We start from the raw sequence: 13,497 nt of genomic DNA on the forward strand, positions 1-13,497 counted from the left end.
CAAAAATTCCTATAAATTTTTAATTTTGATTTTAAGATTAGATTGTGTTAAGTGTATTAAAAATTTAATGTGAAATATTAAATTTTTTAGAAGCTTAAAGCACTATTTTTAGGTATTTTAAATACAAATTCACATTGTGAAACTCTTGTGAAATAATATGTAGAATTTTAAAGTCTTAAATTAAGCAGAGATTTATATTTATACTAGCTAAGTAATATATTTTAGATGAGAGTAAATAAGCATAAAGCTTATTTATCTCTTAAATTTAACTCATTAATTAATTTGATATAAGTTTGATAATCTTTTCTCTTAAGATAAGAGAGTAATCTTTTTCTTTGACCTACGAGTTTTAATAAACCCAAGCGAGATGAAAAATCTTTTTTATAGATTTTTAAGTGTTCTGTTAAATCTGAAATTCTAGTGCTTAAAAGAGCAATTTGAACTTCTGGAGAACCTGTGTCACCATTTTTTCTAGCAAATTTTGCAACAATTTCTGCTTTTTTAGCCGAATCTAAAGCCATAATAGACCTCCTGAGCGGTATTTTAATTATTTTGAGTTGTAATTATATATAAAAAAACAAAAATAAATCTGAAAGTAGTGGAGTTATTTTAAAGATTTAAAATTTTAAAAATTTATAATTTGAAATATGATTTTTTGATATAATACAACTTGAAATGTCTTAGATAAACTTAAAAATAACAATTATTTTAGGAAAAAAGTGGCTAGTATTTTAGTTATGCTTAAAAAATGAGGAGGAGCGGTATGTTATTTACAAAAGCTAGTGAATATGCCTTGTTATCTTTAATGCATATAGCAAAATCTCAAGATCCTCAAGATGTTGATGCTATGTCAAATGTTTTAGATATTCCAAAGAGTTTTTTAGCAAAAATTTTGCAGGTTTTAGCAAAAGACAATCTTTTAAAATCATTTAAAGGTGCAAAAGGTGGGTTTGTTTTAGTTAAAAATCCCCAAGAATATACCTTAAAAGAAATTGTTAATAGTGTAGAAAAAAAATCTACAAATGTTTTTGAATGTAGCAATGGTATATGCCCTTCGCACAAAGGTGATAATTGTAGTTTGATGCCAGTTTTAGTAGAACTTCAAAGTAAAATTGATGAATTTTTAATTACTATTACCCTAGATGATATTATGAGAAATAATGGCTAAAAAAAATATAATTAGCTTAGTTCTACCTTGGGTAGCACCACTTATTGCTCCAATTGTTAAAGTTAAGAGCTTAACTATCGTTGCCATAATAATTGCAATTTTAGCAATTATTATAGTTCCTTTGCCAAGTTTAATTTTAGATTTTTTTCTTGCCTTAAGTATTGCAATTTCTGTTTTGATTATATTGATATCTTTATATATACCTAAACCAACAGATTTAACAACTTTTCCTACTATGCTTTTAATCATTACACTTTTTAGACTTTCATTAAATATAGCAACTACGCGTATGATTTTGAGTGAAGGACATCAAGGTCCTGCAGTTGTGAGTGATATTATTGCTAGTTTTGGAGAATTTGTTGTAGGCGGAAATTATGTCATTGGCGTCGTTGTGTTTTGTATATTAGTTTTGATCAATTTTATGGTTGTAACTAAGGGTAGTACTAGGGTTTCTGAAGTTCAAGCTAGATTTACCCTTGATGCAATGCCAGGAAAACAAATGGCAATTGATGCAGATTTGAATGCAGGTTTAATTGATGAAAAAACAGCACGAGAAAGACGACAAGAAATTATAGCAGAGGCAAATTTTTATGGAGCAATGGATGGTTCTTCTAAATTTATAAAAGGGGACGCTGTTGCTGGAATTATCATTACAATAGTCAATCTTATCGGTGGATTTATGATAGGATATTTTCAACATGATATGGATCTTAAGCAGTGTGCTTCTACTTATACTATTTTAACCATAGGTGATGGATTGGTGTCTCAAATTCCTGGACTTATTACTTCAACTGCGACTGCAATCATCATTACTCGTGCTAGTAAAGATGAAGAAAATTTTGCTGAAGGTTCTATTAATCAGTTATTGGGTGAGTATAAAACCTTGCTTATTGTTGGTTTTATATTATTTATCTTTGCATTAGTTCCTGGTTTGCCACATTTATCTTTAGGTTTTATGGCTTTAGTATTTTTGGGACTTGGTTTTGTAATTAAACAAGTTCAAGAAGGTAAAATTCATTTTGATACTTCGATCAAGAAGAAAAATCAAGAAAATCAAGAAAAAGAAGAAGCAAAGCCTAAAAAAAGAAGTGAAGAAGAAATTTTGAAAGAAGAAGAAAATAAAATTGCTGATATTTTAAAATTAGAAATTTTAGAATTAGAATTGGGTTATGGTTTAATTAAGTTGGCTGAAAGTGAATTAACTGAGCGTATAAGATCAACAAGACGCAATATCGCTCAAAGCCTTGGATTTTTAATGCCAAAAATTAGAATTCGAGATAATTTACAATTAAAACCAAACGAATATACTTTTAAGCTAAAGGGTGTTGGTATTGCTAGTGCTGAAATTTATCCAGATAAGTATTTAGCTATGGATAGTGGTTTTATCACTGAACCTATAGAAGGAATAGCTACTAAAGAACCAGCTTTTAATTCTGATGCTCTTTGGATAGATGCTTCTTTAAAAGATGAAGCAACTTTAAATGGTTATATAGTTATTGATCCTGCAAGTGTAATTTCAACGCATATGAGTGAGCTTATTAAAGCTAACGCTGCTGAGCTTTTAACTAAACAAGAAGTCCAAAATTTACTTGATAAAATTAAAAATGATTATCCTATTGTGGTAGATGATTCTTTAAAAGTTGCAAGTATTAGTTTAATTCAAAAAGTATTAAAAGCTTTACTTAAAGAGCATATTCCAATTAAAGATATGCTTACAATTCTTGAATCAATTAGTGATATTGCTGAAGTTAGTAAAAGCTTAGATATGATCATAGAGCACGTTAGAGCATCTTTAGCTAGAGTGATTACAAATTTATATGTAGATGAAAAAGGAAATATAAGTTTTTATATTTTTGATGCAGCAACAGCAGCAAAATTGATGGAGCATGTGCAGTTTAAAGATGGAACTTATCATTTAATGATAAATGTAGCACAAACTGGAGCCTTGGTTGAAGCTTTAAAAGCTGAGCTTGCAAATGTAGCTAATACTAGAATAAAACCTTTCTTGCTTTGTGTTGAGCCACAACTTAGGAAATTTATTGCCGATATTTGTTCAAATTTTGGTATCAATATTACTGTGCTTAGTTTTGCAGAGATTGCTGAAAATACAAAATTTGAAACAGAAGGTATTATAAAAGTTGATGATTTATAAGGATAAAATATGAAAATTTATCATCTTTCACATACGGATTTAGATGGTTATGCTTGTCAGTATGTGGTAAATTTTTATTTTAAAAATTGTTTTTTTTATAATTCAAATTATGGAAAAGAAATTAGTGAAAATTTGAATGTAATTTTTAAAAATATTGAAGAAGATTTAAAAAATAACCCAAGCGAAGAATTTGTTATATTGATCACTGATTTGAATTTGAATTTAAACCAGTGTGAAGAGCTTCAAAAGCTTATTGATGGTAAAAAAATTAAGCTTTTGCTTTTAGATCATCATCAAAGTGGTCTAGAGTGTGCTTTAAAATATCCTTGGTATTTTTTAGATGATAAAAGATGTGCAACTAAAATAGTTTATGATTTTTTTTCTAGGTGTTATGGAAAAAACGATACTTTGGGTGATTTTGTTGATGTTGTTAATGCAGTTGATATTTGGCTTAGTGAAGATAAAAATTTTGAATTAGGTAAAGTTTTATTAGGTATGGTTGCGTCTGCAAAAGAGATTAATAGAGTGATGTTTATAAGTGAAAATATTGATTATATTTTTTATCTTTTTAATCAATCGCAAAAATATATTAAGAAAGAAAATTCTCATATTATTTTAGATAATGAGTTGCATAGTCTAAAAAAGTCTTTTTTTATAAAAAATAATGATGATACTTTGAGTAATTTAATCTCTAAATTTATAGTGGAAAGGCTAAATTTTAATAAAGATAAATTTAGTGTATTTTATGGAGGAAAAAAAGGCTTATTAACTTCAAATATAGGAAATACTTCAGTTATTGGAAATGATTTTTTAAAACAAAATTCTGATTTTGATTTTTTTGTTGATATAAGCTCTAGAAAAACATTGAGTTTTAGGGCAAATAATAAATTCGATGTTAGTTTAATGGCAAAAAATTTAGTTAATGGTGGGGGGCATAAAAATGCGAGTGGAGGATTTTTTTCAACTTATAAAGATAGTTCAAATTATGATTTGATTAAAGCTCAATTTAATGATTTAATTAAAAATAAAGAATTAAAGGAAGCAAATGAAAATAAATGATAATATTAAAGAGGAAATACAAGAATTGCAATATGAGTTGAGTATAGTGTTAGAAGCTATGCTTTTGTATGCTGGAGTTAAAAGAGAGAAAATAGAAAAAGCAATAGAATGTTATATTGATTGTATTGACGATGTTTGTTCTAAGAGCACAAAAGAAGGTGTTGATGAAATTTTAGAGGTAGTAAAATATCTTAAAAATCACCATAGTGATTTATTTGTATGAAATATTTAATTTTATTTTTAATAGTGTTTTATACCTATGCAGATATTTATGACACGCTAAATGAATTTGCATATAATAAAAAAAATTCTTCAAATATTCAGGCTAAAAATGTTTTGTTGATTGAGTTAATGCAAGATAATAAATCTTGTGTTGATATAATTTTAAATAAAAATAAGACTTATATTTTAAATAAATATGACGTTTGCAATAATATTGATGAAGATGCTTTAAAAAGATATCTTAATACAGACTTTGTAAATTTATATTTTAAAGATTTAACATTTATAAGAAAAGAAATTGCAGATATAAAAAATATTATGCGTGAAATTATGATTTATTATACTTTAAATCAAAATTTTCCTAAAAATATAGAAAAACTAAGTAAAAGTAAAAAAATCGATACCTTAAATTTAAATCCAAATACTGGTGGTCAAATTTTTTATAAGATAAATGATCAAACTTGCGTGATATTTGATTTATTTATCGATGAAAATTTACTAGCAAATTTTTATGTAATAGGTATTGAAAATCTAGACAAGCAATGCTTAGAATTAATATCATCTCCAGAATTTCAGGATCTATCTTTTACAAAAAAAGGAATGAAAAAATATAGATTAAAAAACTAATCTAAAAAGTTTAATATAATAAAATCTAAAAATTCTATTCATAGTCATCTTTTTCTTTTCTATATTTGAAAAGACATAGATATTAAGATCTTGTTTTTCTCTTAATGTTAAATTTTTCATCAAATTAAACCTTATTTAAATATTGCTAATGACATTATAGTATTTTAACTTTTAAAAAAGCTGAAGTGTATATTTCTATTTATATAAAATAACTAAATAAAGTTTAGTTGTATAAACTAAAGTATTTTAAATATTTTTATTTAAAAATACCTTGACATTGTAATACTAAATGTGTATAATAACACTTAGCACTCTAAAATATTGAGTGCTAATTTAAAATCAAGGTTAGTTGTGAATTCTTACAATAAGAAAGATTTAATTTTAAAAACTATTATTGAAACTTATTTAGATAACAATATGCCAGTTGCTTCTAACGGATTAAACGATAAGGTTAGTATCCCAGCTTCTACCATAAGAGTTTATTTTAAAAAATTGAGTGATGAGGGAATTTTAACTCAATTACATATTAGTGGTGGAAGAATTCCTACTACTAAAGCTATGGAAACTTATTGGAGAAATTCGATATTTGAGGAAAGTTTGATTATAAAAGATATCCCGTTATTGAAATTTTTGTTAGATAAGTTTGAAATTTATGCTCTAGTTTATGGAGGAGATGAGTTGGTTTTAAATGAAATAAATGTAGTCAATGATAGATTTATCATACTTGATTTTAAATATAATGAATTGGTTTTAAAATTTAGTCAAGATACATTTTTGTTTGTTCAAAGATTGATTGGACTTGAATTAAAAGATATAGAAAATTTAGCATTTAGAGTAAATTTTGAAGAATTGCTAGAAAAGATTATTATGCTTAAACAAGCAATGATTTATTATAGATATAATGAAAGCAGGGCTTATCAAATTTACCAAAATGACAATTTTATTAAGCTTTTATCTCCAAAAATTGGTTTTTATTTTGATGAAAAATTAAAATTTGAACCTTTGTTTGAAAAAGGCTTTATGGGATTGAAATTTAAGAGTATATTTTTAGGAAAAGAGTCTAATATAATTTTTGCTGGAAGTGTATATTCTGATTTTAAAACTATGTTAAATATCATAAAGGAGGCCGCATGAGCGAGGAGATACAAAATGAAGAAAAACTTGAAGAAATAAAAGAGGATACAGGAAGTGAAATTTCTGAATTTGAAAAACTTCAAAGAGAGTATGATGCATTAAAAGATGTTTATTTAAGAGCAAATGCTGAATTTGAAAATATAAAAAAGAGAATGGAAAAAGAGAAAATTTCAGCGACAATTTATGCAAATGAAGGTTTTGCAAAAGACTTGCTTGATGTTGTAGATGCACTTGAGGCAGCTGTTAATGTAGAGGCTAATGATGAAATTAGTTTAAAAATTAAAGAAGGTGTGCAAAATACACTTGATTTGCTTTTGAAAAAACTTGAAAAGCATATGGTTAAGATTATTGATGTTGATGGTGAGTTTAATCCAAATTTGCATGAAGCAATGTTTCATGTAGAAAGTGCTGATCATGAGAGTGGTCATATTGTTCAACTTTTGCAAAAAGGTTATATGATGAATGATAGAGTCATAAGATCAGCAAAAGTTAGTGTTGCAAAATAAAATTTAATAAAAAGGAATAAAAATGAGTAAAGTTATAGGTATAGATTTAGGAACAACAAATTCTTGTGTTAGTGTGTATGAAAGAGGTGAAAGTAAAGTTATCCCTAATAAAGAGGGTAAAAATACAACGCCTTCTGTTGTGGCTTTTACAGATAAAGGAGAAATTTTAGTTGGTGATAGTGCAAAACGTCAAGCGGTTACTAATCCTGAAAAAACTATATATTCTATAAAAAGAATTATGGGTCTTATGATAAATGAAGAAGCAGCTAAAGAGGCTAAAAATCGTCTTCCTTATCATATCACTGAAAGAAATGGTGCGTGTGCTATTGAAATAGCAGGTAAAATTTACACTCCTCAAGAAATTTCTGCTAAGGTATTAATGAAACTAAAAGAAGATGCAGAAGCATTTTTAGGAGAAAAAATAGAAGATGCTGTTATAACGGTTCCTGCGTATTTTAATGATGCGCAAAGAAAAGCTACTAAAGAAGCTGGAACTATAGCAGGACTTAATGTGCTTAGAATTATCAATGAGCCAACTGCTGCTGCTTTAGCTTATGGACTTGATAAAAAAGAAAGTGAAAAAATTGTAGTTTATGATTTAGGAGGTGGGACATTTGATGTTACCGTTCTTGAAACAGGAGATAATGTTGTAGAAGTTTTAGCAACTGGTGGTAATGCGTTTTTAGGTGGCGATGATTTTGATAATAAGCTTATAGATTTTTTAGCTAGTGAATTTAAGAATGAAACTGGAATAGATCTTAAAAATGATGTTATGGCCTTACAAAGATTAAAAGAAGCTGCTGAAAGTGCTAAAAAAGAACTTAGTTCAGCTAATGAAACAGAGGTAAATTTACCTTTCATAACTGCTGATGCAAGTGGTCCAAAGCATTTGGTTAAGAAACTAACTAGGGCTAAATTTGAAAGTATGATTGATAGTTTAGTTTCTGAAACTATTAGTAAAATCAATGAAGTTGTAAAGGACGCTGGATTGGAGAAAAGCGAGGTTAAGGAGATCGTTATGGTTGGCGGATCTACTCGTGTGCCTTTAGTTCAAGAAGAAGTTAAAAAAGCTTTTGGAAAAGAATTAAATAAATCAGTAAATCCTGATGAGGTAGTTGCTATAGGTGCAGCTATACAAGGAGCTGTTATAAAAGGTGATGTAAAAGATGTATTATTGCTTGATGTTACACCTTTATCTTTAGGTATAGAAACTTTAGGTGGAGTTATGACTAAAATTATAGAAAAAGGAACCACTATACCTACTAAAAAAGAGCAAACTTTTTCTACTGCAGAAGATAATCAAAATGCAGTTACTATAAATGTTTTACAAGGTGAGAGAGAATTTAGTCGTGATAATAAATCTTTAGGTAATTTTAATCTTGAAGGAATTCCACCTGCACCTCGTGGTATGCCACAAATTGAAGTAACTTTTGATATAGATGCAAATGGTATTTTAACAGTTAGTGCTAAAGACAAAGCAACAGGTAAGGCGCAAGAGATTAAAATCACAGGTTCAAGTGGTTTGAGTGAAGAAGAAATTAACAATATGGTAAAAGATGCAGAGCTTCATAAAGAAGAAGATAAAAAACGTAAAGAAGCAGTAGAAGCAAGAAATTCTGCAGATAGTTTAGTGCATCAAGTTGAAAAATCTTTAAATGAACTTGGCGATAAGGTGAGTGATGAGGATAAGGCTAATATTCAAAAGGCACTTGATGAATTAAAAGAAACATTAAAAAATGTTAATGCAAGCAAAGAAGAAATAGAAAGCAAAATGAAAGCATTGAGCGAAGTTTCTCATAAGTTAGCAGAAAATATGTATAAAAAAGAAGAAAAACCAAGTGAAGATAAAAAGAAAAAAGATGATGATGTCATTGACGCTGAAGTAGAATAAAATCATAAAGTAGGTTATACCTACTTTATGTATTTAGAACAATTTTCTTTAAAATAATTTTTATTAAGTCTTGCAAAATTGTCATCATTTGGAACTTTATAACATTCCATATATGTTTTTGTTTTTAATATTTTTATATAAAAACTTGGAATAGCAATATTATTTTGAATACGTTTTGGTTTATCTTCATAAAGGATTAAATTTAAGACCTCTAATTCTCCATTTTTCCTTGCTAAGTATCTTTCCCTTTGTTCAATTTTATTCCAAATTTTATCATTAATATCCTTTTTTTGAGGAGTTATATTGCTCATTAAGAAAGTGCTAAGTTGTGCTTGTGAGGTTGTATTCATAGATTGATTAGGGACTATATGACCTCTTGTATAACCACTTTTTTTATAATCTTTCCAATGAGTTCTATATTTTTTAGGTATATTAGTATCTTCTATAAAATTTGGGCGATTTTTGATATGCTGTTGATTTAAAATTTCAGCTTTTAGCTTATAAGCTATGGCTTTTGTGCCTTTGTAATTATAATCATAGCAATTAATATAATAATATTTATTCATCAATAATGAGCAATTTTTAAAATATTTATCAAAACTAGGATCAAGTTCATATTGTGTATAAGCAAAAGAATTTAGTGCTAGTATAGATAATATTAGTAATTTTTTCATGATAAAAGTTTTCTAACCATTTCATTTAATCTTTTACCATCTACACTTGATTTAAGTATTTTTTTTGCTTCTTTCATCAAAATTCCTTGCTCTTTTAATGATGTAATTTTTAGTGTCATAATTATTTTTTCAAGTTCATTTTTTAATTCTTCATCACTAAGTTGTTTTGGTAGATATTTGTTTAGAATTTCTATTTCTTGTAATTCTTTTTGCGCTAAATCTTCTCTTAAACCCTTATTAAAAGCTAAAGCAGCTTCATTTCTTTTTTTAATTTCACTTGCAATAATTTTATATATCCTTTCATTGTCAAGCTCAATTCTTTCATCAACTTCAATTTGTTTAAAGCAAGCATTTAGCGTTCTTAAAGTATTTCTTTTAAAATCATCTTTTTGACGCATAGCATCTTTGATATCCTCTAAAATTTTTTCTTTTAAATTCATAATATTCCTTTGTAATTTATATTTTTAAAATGAGCAATGCAAACACCCTCTCTGACTCCATCATCAACAACAATAAGTTTTTCTTTATCAAATAAAGCATATAAGAGTAATGCACCGGCAATTAAGTATTTTTTTCTACTTTCTCCTAGGTAAATTTTAGCCTTTTTTTGTTCTAAATTCCATATTTTTATAGCAAAGAATAAAAAATCTTTTGATTTAAGTTTTTTTCCATTAACGTATTCTTCTGAATAATTTATATATTTAATTCCTTGTTTATAAGCACAAAGTGTTGTTGGTATTCCTGAATTTAATGCAATGTATTGATTTTTTAAAGATTTTTTTGCAAATTTAACTTCTTCAAAAGATTTTAATATTAATTGTTTTAAATGAGGATGGAAATTAGAAAAATGCAGTTTTAATATTTTATTTTTTACAAATTTTAATTTATCTGGATTTTTTTTAAAAAAATTAACAAAATTGTTGTGTTTAGAAGATTTAAAAATATTTTTTTCATAAAAACTTATAATACCAAAATCATAACTTTTGCTAAATTTTGTATTGGTAATTTCACACGATGCTCCTCCTAAATCACAATAATTAAAATCTCTTCTAAAAAGATTGAGTTTTTTAAGTCTTTCTTGCATACCTAAAATACTCAAATTAGCTTCTGTATTTGCATCTATTAAAACAATTTTTAATCCAAATTCATCTTGAATTTTTTTAAAAATTTCTTTTGTATTTTTTGCTTTTCTAAATGCTGCTGTTGCGACAGCTTTTGCATTTTTTAAATCATAATTTTTTTTCTTTAGAGTGTTTAATGCAAAAAATAATTTTTCTATTGCTTCTTGATTAATATTTAAATTTTGCATATTCTTAGCAGCAGATATAATGAATTCTTCACTTTGCAATTTATTAAAATTTTTATCCATCAATACCGCTCTTAAAGTATTTGATCCTATATCTATTCCTAGCATAATAATACTCCTAAAAATAAAGTATAATATCTAAAAAAATATAAGGAAAACTTATGCTTTTAGGAGTAAATATTGATCATATTGCAGTTTTAAGAGAAGCTAGAAAAGTAAATGACCCTGATTTATTAGAAGCTGCGTTTGTAACTTCATCTTTATGTGATCAAATAACTATCCACGTAAGAGAAGATCGTAGGCATGCTAATGAGGACGATTTAAAAAATATTTTAAAATATTGTAAGTGTATTGTAAATCTTGAGTGTGCTCTTGATATGGTAGAGTGTGCATTAAAATACAAGCCACATCGTGTAACTTTAGTGCCAGAAAAAAGGGAAGAATTAACAACAGAAGGTGGTTTAAAACTTGATAATGATAAACTCAAAGAAGCTATTTTTTTACTACAACAAGCCCAAATTGAAGTTTCTTTATTTATTGATCCAAATTTAGATGATATTGAAAAATCAAAAGAATTAAATGTTGATTTTATAGAGCTTCATACAGGAGCTTATGCGAATATTTATAATGCTTTATATACTAATATCAATCAAACCTCATATGCTATTAATGGGTTGATACTAGAAAAAAATCAATTAGCAATACTTTTAAATGAAGAACTTATAAAACTTAAAAAGAGTGCAAAATTAGCTGATAATTTAGGAATTAAAGTTGCAGCTGGGCATGGATTAAATTATAAGAATGTAAAAAATATAGTAGATATTTTAGAAATTAAAGAGCTTAATATAGGACAAAGTATAATAGCACATTCTATATTTGTAGGATTAAAAGAGGCGATTTTACAAATGAAAGCTTTAATTAAAAGATGAAAAAAATTGCTATTAGTGTAGGAGATTTAAATGGTATAAGTATGCAAATTTTATTGCAAGCACATAAGGACCTTGTAAAAATTTGCGAACCTTTTTATTTTATTCACTATGATTTATTTATTAAAGCAAAAGATATTTTAAATATAAATTTAGACGAAGATATCAATATAGTTGAATTTTCATTTCAAGATAAAATAGAATTTATTTTGAAGCAAACAAATAAAAAATGTAAAATTTATACTTTCACTTATCCACTACAAAATAAAGTAGATATAAATTTTAATTTATATCCAGGTAGATTAAATGCTAAAAGTGGGGCATATTCTTTTTCTAGTTTTGAAGCTGCTAGTAAATGCGTTGGCCAATATCTAGATGCATTAGTTACTTTACCTATTAACAAAAAAGCTTGGAATATGGCTGGTATTTTATATAAAGGTCATACAGAGGCTTTGAGGGATTTTTTTAAAAAAGATGCTATTATGATGTTAGGTTGTAATGAGCTTTTTGTAGCTTTATATACTGAACATATAGCTTTAAGAGATGTTTTTATGCACATAAAAGCATTAAAACTTGCTCAATTTTTAGTTAATTTTTATCAATGCACTCATTTTGAACCAATAGGAGTTTTAAGTTTTAATCCTCACGCTAGTGATAATGGTGTCATAGGTGGTGAAGAAGAAAAAGAGATAAGAAAATCTATTAGAATGGCTAATGTTATTTTAAAAGATACTAGTTTGAAATTAAATGAACTTATAAATGAGGTATTTTTAAATGAAAAAGAGATGATATTAAGTAGCAAGAAAGATATTTTTCTTAAAGATCCTTTGGTTGCTGATACAGCTTTTACTCCTTTTGCTTTGCAAAAATGTAAATATTTAGTGAGTATGTATCATGATGTTGCTTTAGCGCCGCTAAAAGCTTTGTATTTTGAAAAAAGTATCAATGTAAGCTTAAATTTACCCATTATAAGAACTAGTGTTGATCATGGAACTGCATATGATATAGCATATCAGAATAAAAAGATAAATTTAAAAAGCTATATTCAAGCTGTAAAATCAGCCCTAGAATTTCTTAAAATCAAAGAAAAAAATAAGTAAAATACATTAAAATGATGATGGTAAAATTAATCCTGAAGGGGTATGTTTGAGTAGGGATAATGTGATTGCATTGTTTATTTTTATAGTTAGTATTGTATGTTTTTTTATATGGGGATATACTTATATTCCTAGTAATTTTATGATTTTATTTGCTCTTGCTAGTGCTTTTGGAATTTTTATGGCTTTTAATGTAGGAGGGAATGACGTTGCAAATTCTTTTGGAACTAGCGTTGGAGCTAAAACTATTACCATAAAACAAGCTTTAATTATAGCTGCTGTTTTTGAGTTAAGCGGAGCTATTTTTGCAGGTGCTTCTGTTACAAATACCATAAGAAGTGGCATAGTGATTTTACCTAATGATGTAAATCCTATGATATTTGTTTGTGTTATGCTTTCGGCTTTGTTAAGTTCTGGAATTTGGCTTTTTGTAGCAAGTAAAAAAGGACTTCCTGTATCAACTACTCATAGTATTATAGGTGGTATAGTTGGTTCTAGCATTGCTATGGGATTTATATTTTTTAATCAAGACCAAGCTTTTTTAATGGTAAATTGGAATGGTATTTATAAAATAGTTCTAAGTTGGATTATTTCTCCTTTACTTGGTGGATTAATGGCTTATTTAATATATGCTTATATAGATAAAAAAATTTTAAAACCTTCAATTGATATTAATATTAAGATTAAAATGATTAAAAAAGAAAAAAAAATTTTTAAAGAAGAATATTTTAAAAA

General features: G+C 26.8%; 16 protein-coding genes. 11 read left to right on the plus strand and 5 right to left on the minus strand.

Going from position 1 to position 13,497, the window contains the following annotated elements; translation table 11 throughout:
• Nucleotides 1–248: 248 nt before the first annotated feature.
• On the minus strand, nucleotides 249–521 hold the full coding sequence (rpsO, locus tag QZ429_RS06150) for a 30S ribosomal protein S15 (RefSeq protein ID WP_291952892.1): 273 nt from the start codon (nucleotides 519–521) through the stop codon (nucleotides 249–251).
• 242 nt (nucleotides 522–763) lie between these two features.
• On the opposite strand from rpsO, the gene QZ429_RS06155 reads away from it, so the two are divergent.
• Genes QZ429_RS06155 through QZ429_RS06175 form a run of 5 tightly spaced genes read left to right on the plus strand, consistent with a single transcriptional unit; the run spans nucleotide 764 to nucleotide 5,228 of the window.
• The gene (locus tag QZ429_RS06155) at nucleotides 764–1,168 is read left to right on the plus strand and encodes an Rrf2 family transcriptional regulator (RefSeq protein WP_291952893.1); all 405 of its coding nucleotides are present in this window, start codon (nucleotides 764–766) and stop codon (nucleotides 1,166–1,168) included.
• Nucleotides 1,161–3,320, plus strand: a complete 2,160-nt coding sequence (gene flhA, locus QZ429_RS06160) for a flagellar biosynthesis protein FlhA (protein WP_291952895.1) — start codon at nucleotides 1,161–1,163, stop codon at nucleotides 3,318–3,320. Before QZ429_RS06155 ends, flhA begins: the two co-directional genes overlap by 8 nt.
• A 9-nt stretch (nucleotides 3,321–3,329) precedes the next feature.
• Nucleotides 3,330–4,379: a 3'-to-5' oligoribonuclease B gene (locus QZ429_RS06165; RefSeq protein WP_291952897.1), complete on the plus strand. Its 1,050-nt coding sequence runs from the start codon at nucleotides 3,330–3,332 to the stop codon at nucleotides 4,377–4,379.
• Nucleotides 4,366–4,602: a CDK5 domain-containing protein gene (locus tag QZ429_RS06170; RefSeq protein WP_291952898.1), complete on the plus strand. Its 237-nt coding sequence runs from the start codon at nucleotides 4,366–4,368 to the stop codon at nucleotides 4,600–4,602. The genes QZ429_RS06165 and QZ429_RS06170 overlap by 14 nt, the downstream gene beginning before the upstream one ends.
• The gene (locus QZ429_RS06175; protein WP_291952900.1) at nucleotides 4,599–5,228 is read left to right on the plus strand and encodes a hypothetical protein; all 630 of its coding nucleotides are present in this window, start codon (nucleotides 4,599–4,601) and stop codon (nucleotides 5,226–5,228) included. The genes QZ429_RS06170 and QZ429_RS06175 overlap by 4 nt, the downstream gene beginning before the upstream one ends.
• Here QZ429_RS06175 and QZ429_RS06180 read toward each other — a convergent pair.
• Complete coding sequence (locus tag QZ429_RS06180) at nucleotides 5,217–5,348, minus strand: hypothetical protein (RefSeq protein WP_291952902.1); 132 nt, start codon at nucleotides 5,346–5,348, stop codon at nucleotides 5,217–5,219. The two genes, QZ429_RS06175 and QZ429_RS06180, sit on opposite strands and share 12 nt — an antisense overlap.
• A gap of 231 nt (nucleotides 5,349–5,579) precedes the next feature.
• Here QZ429_RS06180 and QZ429_RS06185 point away from each other — a divergent pair, with 231 nt between their 5' ends.
• Genes QZ429_RS06185 through dnaK form a run of 3 tightly spaced genes read left to right on the plus strand, consistent with a single transcriptional unit; the run spans nucleotide 5,580 to nucleotide 8,759 of the window.
• Nucleotides 5,580–6,362: an HrcA family transcriptional regulator gene (locus QZ429_RS06185; protein WP_291952904.1), complete on the plus strand. Its 783-nt coding sequence runs from the start codon at nucleotides 5,580–5,582 to the stop codon at nucleotides 6,360–6,362.
• Nucleotides 6,359–6,868, plus strand: coding sequence for a nucleotide exchange factor GrpE (gene grpE / locus QZ429_RS06190; protein WP_291952905.1), 510 nt, complete (start codon nucleotides 6,359–6,361; stop codon nucleotides 6,866–6,868). The genes QZ429_RS06185 and grpE overlap by 4 nt, the downstream gene beginning before the upstream one ends.
• Nucleotides 6,869–6,890: 22 nt before the next feature.
• Nucleotides 6,891–8,759, plus strand: a complete 1,869-nt coding sequence (gene dnaK / locus QZ429_RS06195) for a molecular chaperone DnaK (RefSeq protein WP_291952907.1) — start codon at nucleotides 6,891–6,893, stop codon at nucleotides 8,757–8,759.
• Between the two features lie 20 nt (nucleotides 8,760–8,779).
• Here dnaK and QZ429_RS06200 read toward each other — a convergent pair whose 3' ends face one another.
• Genes QZ429_RS06200 through QZ429_RS06210 form a run of 3 tightly spaced genes read right to left on the minus strand, consistent with a single transcriptional unit; the run spans nucleotide 8,780 to nucleotide 10,847 of the window.
• Nucleotides 8,780–9,433 (minus strand): DNA/RNA non-specific endonuclease, encoded by a 654-nt coding sequence (locus QZ429_RS06200; RefSeq protein WP_291952909.1) that lies wholly within the window; start codon nucleotides 9,431–9,433, stop codon nucleotides 8,780–8,782.
• A complete protein-coding gene (locus tag QZ429_RS06205; RefSeq protein ID WP_291952911.1) occupies nucleotides 9,430–9,873 on the minus strand; it encodes a GatB/YqeY domain-containing protein in 444 nt (147 codons plus the stop codon). Before QZ429_RS06205 ends, QZ429_RS06200 begins: the two co-directional genes overlap by 4 nt.
• A complete protein-coding gene (locus QZ429_RS06210; RefSeq protein WP_291952913.1) occupies nucleotides 9,870–10,847 on the minus strand; it encodes a Ppx/GppA family phosphatase in 978 nt (325 codons plus the stop codon). The genes QZ429_RS06205 and QZ429_RS06210 overlap by 4 nt, the downstream gene beginning before the upstream one ends.
• A gap of 53 nt (nucleotides 10,848–10,900) precedes the next feature.
• Between QZ429_RS06210 and QZ429_RS06215 the strand changes: the two genes are divergently transcribed.
• The 3 genes from QZ429_RS06215 to QZ429_RS06225 form a co-directional block, all read left to right on the plus strand.
• On the plus strand, nucleotides 10,901–11,668 hold the full coding sequence (locus QZ429_RS06215; protein WP_291952915.1) for a pyridoxine 5'-phosphate synthase: 768 nt from the start codon (nucleotides 10,901–10,903) through the stop codon (nucleotides 11,666–11,668).
• Nucleotides 11,665–12,765: a 4-hydroxythreonine-4-phosphate dehydrogenase gene (pdxA, locus tag QZ429_RS06220; RefSeq protein WP_291952917.1), complete on the plus strand. Its 1,101-nt coding sequence runs from the start codon at nucleotides 11,665–11,667 to the stop codon at nucleotides 12,763–12,765. The genes QZ429_RS06215 and pdxA overlap by 4 nt, the downstream gene beginning before the upstream one ends.
• Before the next feature lie 46 nt (nucleotides 12,766–12,811).
• A partial coding sequence (locus tag QZ429_RS06225) for an inorganic phosphate transporter (protein WP_291952918.1) occupies nucleotides 12,812–13,497 on the plus strand: 686 nt, incomplete at its 3' end.

It is taken from the genome of Campylobacter sp. (genome assembly GCF_020024835.1).
Taxonomy (GTDB): domain Bacteria; phylum Campylobacterota; class Campylobacteria; order Campylobacterales; family Campylobacteraceae; genus Campylobacter_D.

Bases quoted from the DNA above. Each gene is read 5' to 3' on its own strand.
- rpsO (WP_291952892.1), bottom strand. From the start codon at position 521: ATGGCTTTAGATTCGGCTAAAAAAGCAGAAATTGTTGCAAAATTTGCT.
- QZ429_RS06155 (WP_291952893.1), top strand. From the start codon at position 764: ATGTTATTTACAAAAGCTAGTGAATATGCCTTGTTATCTTTAATGCAT.
- flhA (WP_291952895.1), top strand. From the start codon at position 1,161: ATGGCTAAAAAAAATATAATTAGCTTAGTTCTACCTTGGGTAGCACCA.
- QZ429_RS06165 (WP_291952897.1), top strand. From the start codon at position 3,330: ATGAAAATTTATCATCTTTCACATACGGATTTAGATGGTTATGCTTGT.
- QZ429_RS06170 (WP_291952898.1), top strand. From the start codon at position 4,366: ATGAAAATAAATGATAATATTAAAGAGGAAATACAAGAATTGCAATAT.
- QZ429_RS06175 (WP_291952900.1), top strand. From the start codon at position 4,599: ATGAAATATTTAATTTTATTTTTAATAGTGTTTTATACCTATGCAGAT.
- QZ429_RS06180 (WP_291952902.1), bottom strand. From the start codon at position 5,348: ATGAAAAATTTAACATTAAGAGAAAAACAAGATCTTAATATCTATGTC.
- grpE (WP_291952905.1), top strand. From the start codon at position 6,359: ATGAGCGAGGAGATACAAAATGAAGAAAAACTTGAAGAAATAAAAGAG.
- dnaK (WP_291952907.1), top strand. From the start codon at position 6,891: ATGAGTAAAGTTATAGGTATAGATTTAGGAACAACAAATTCTTGTGTT.
- QZ429_RS06200 (WP_291952909.1), bottom strand. From the start codon at position 9,433: ATGAAAAAATTACTAATATTATCTATACTAGCACTAAATTCTTTTGCT.
- QZ429_RS06205 (WP_291952911.1), bottom strand. From the start codon at position 9,873: ATGAATTTAAAAGAAAAAATTTTAGAGGATATCAAAGATGCTATGCGT.
- QZ429_RS06210 (WP_291952913.1), bottom strand. From the start codon at position 10,847: ATGCTAGGAATAGATATAGGATCAAATACTTTAAGAGCGGTATTGATG.
- QZ429_RS06215 (WP_291952915.1), top strand. From the start codon at position 10,901: ATGCTTTTAGGAGTAAATATTGATCATATTGCAGTTTTAAGAGAAGCT.
- pdxA (WP_291952917.1), top strand. From the start codon at position 11,665: ATGAAAAAAATTGCTATTAGTGTAGGAGATTTAAATGGTATAAGTATG.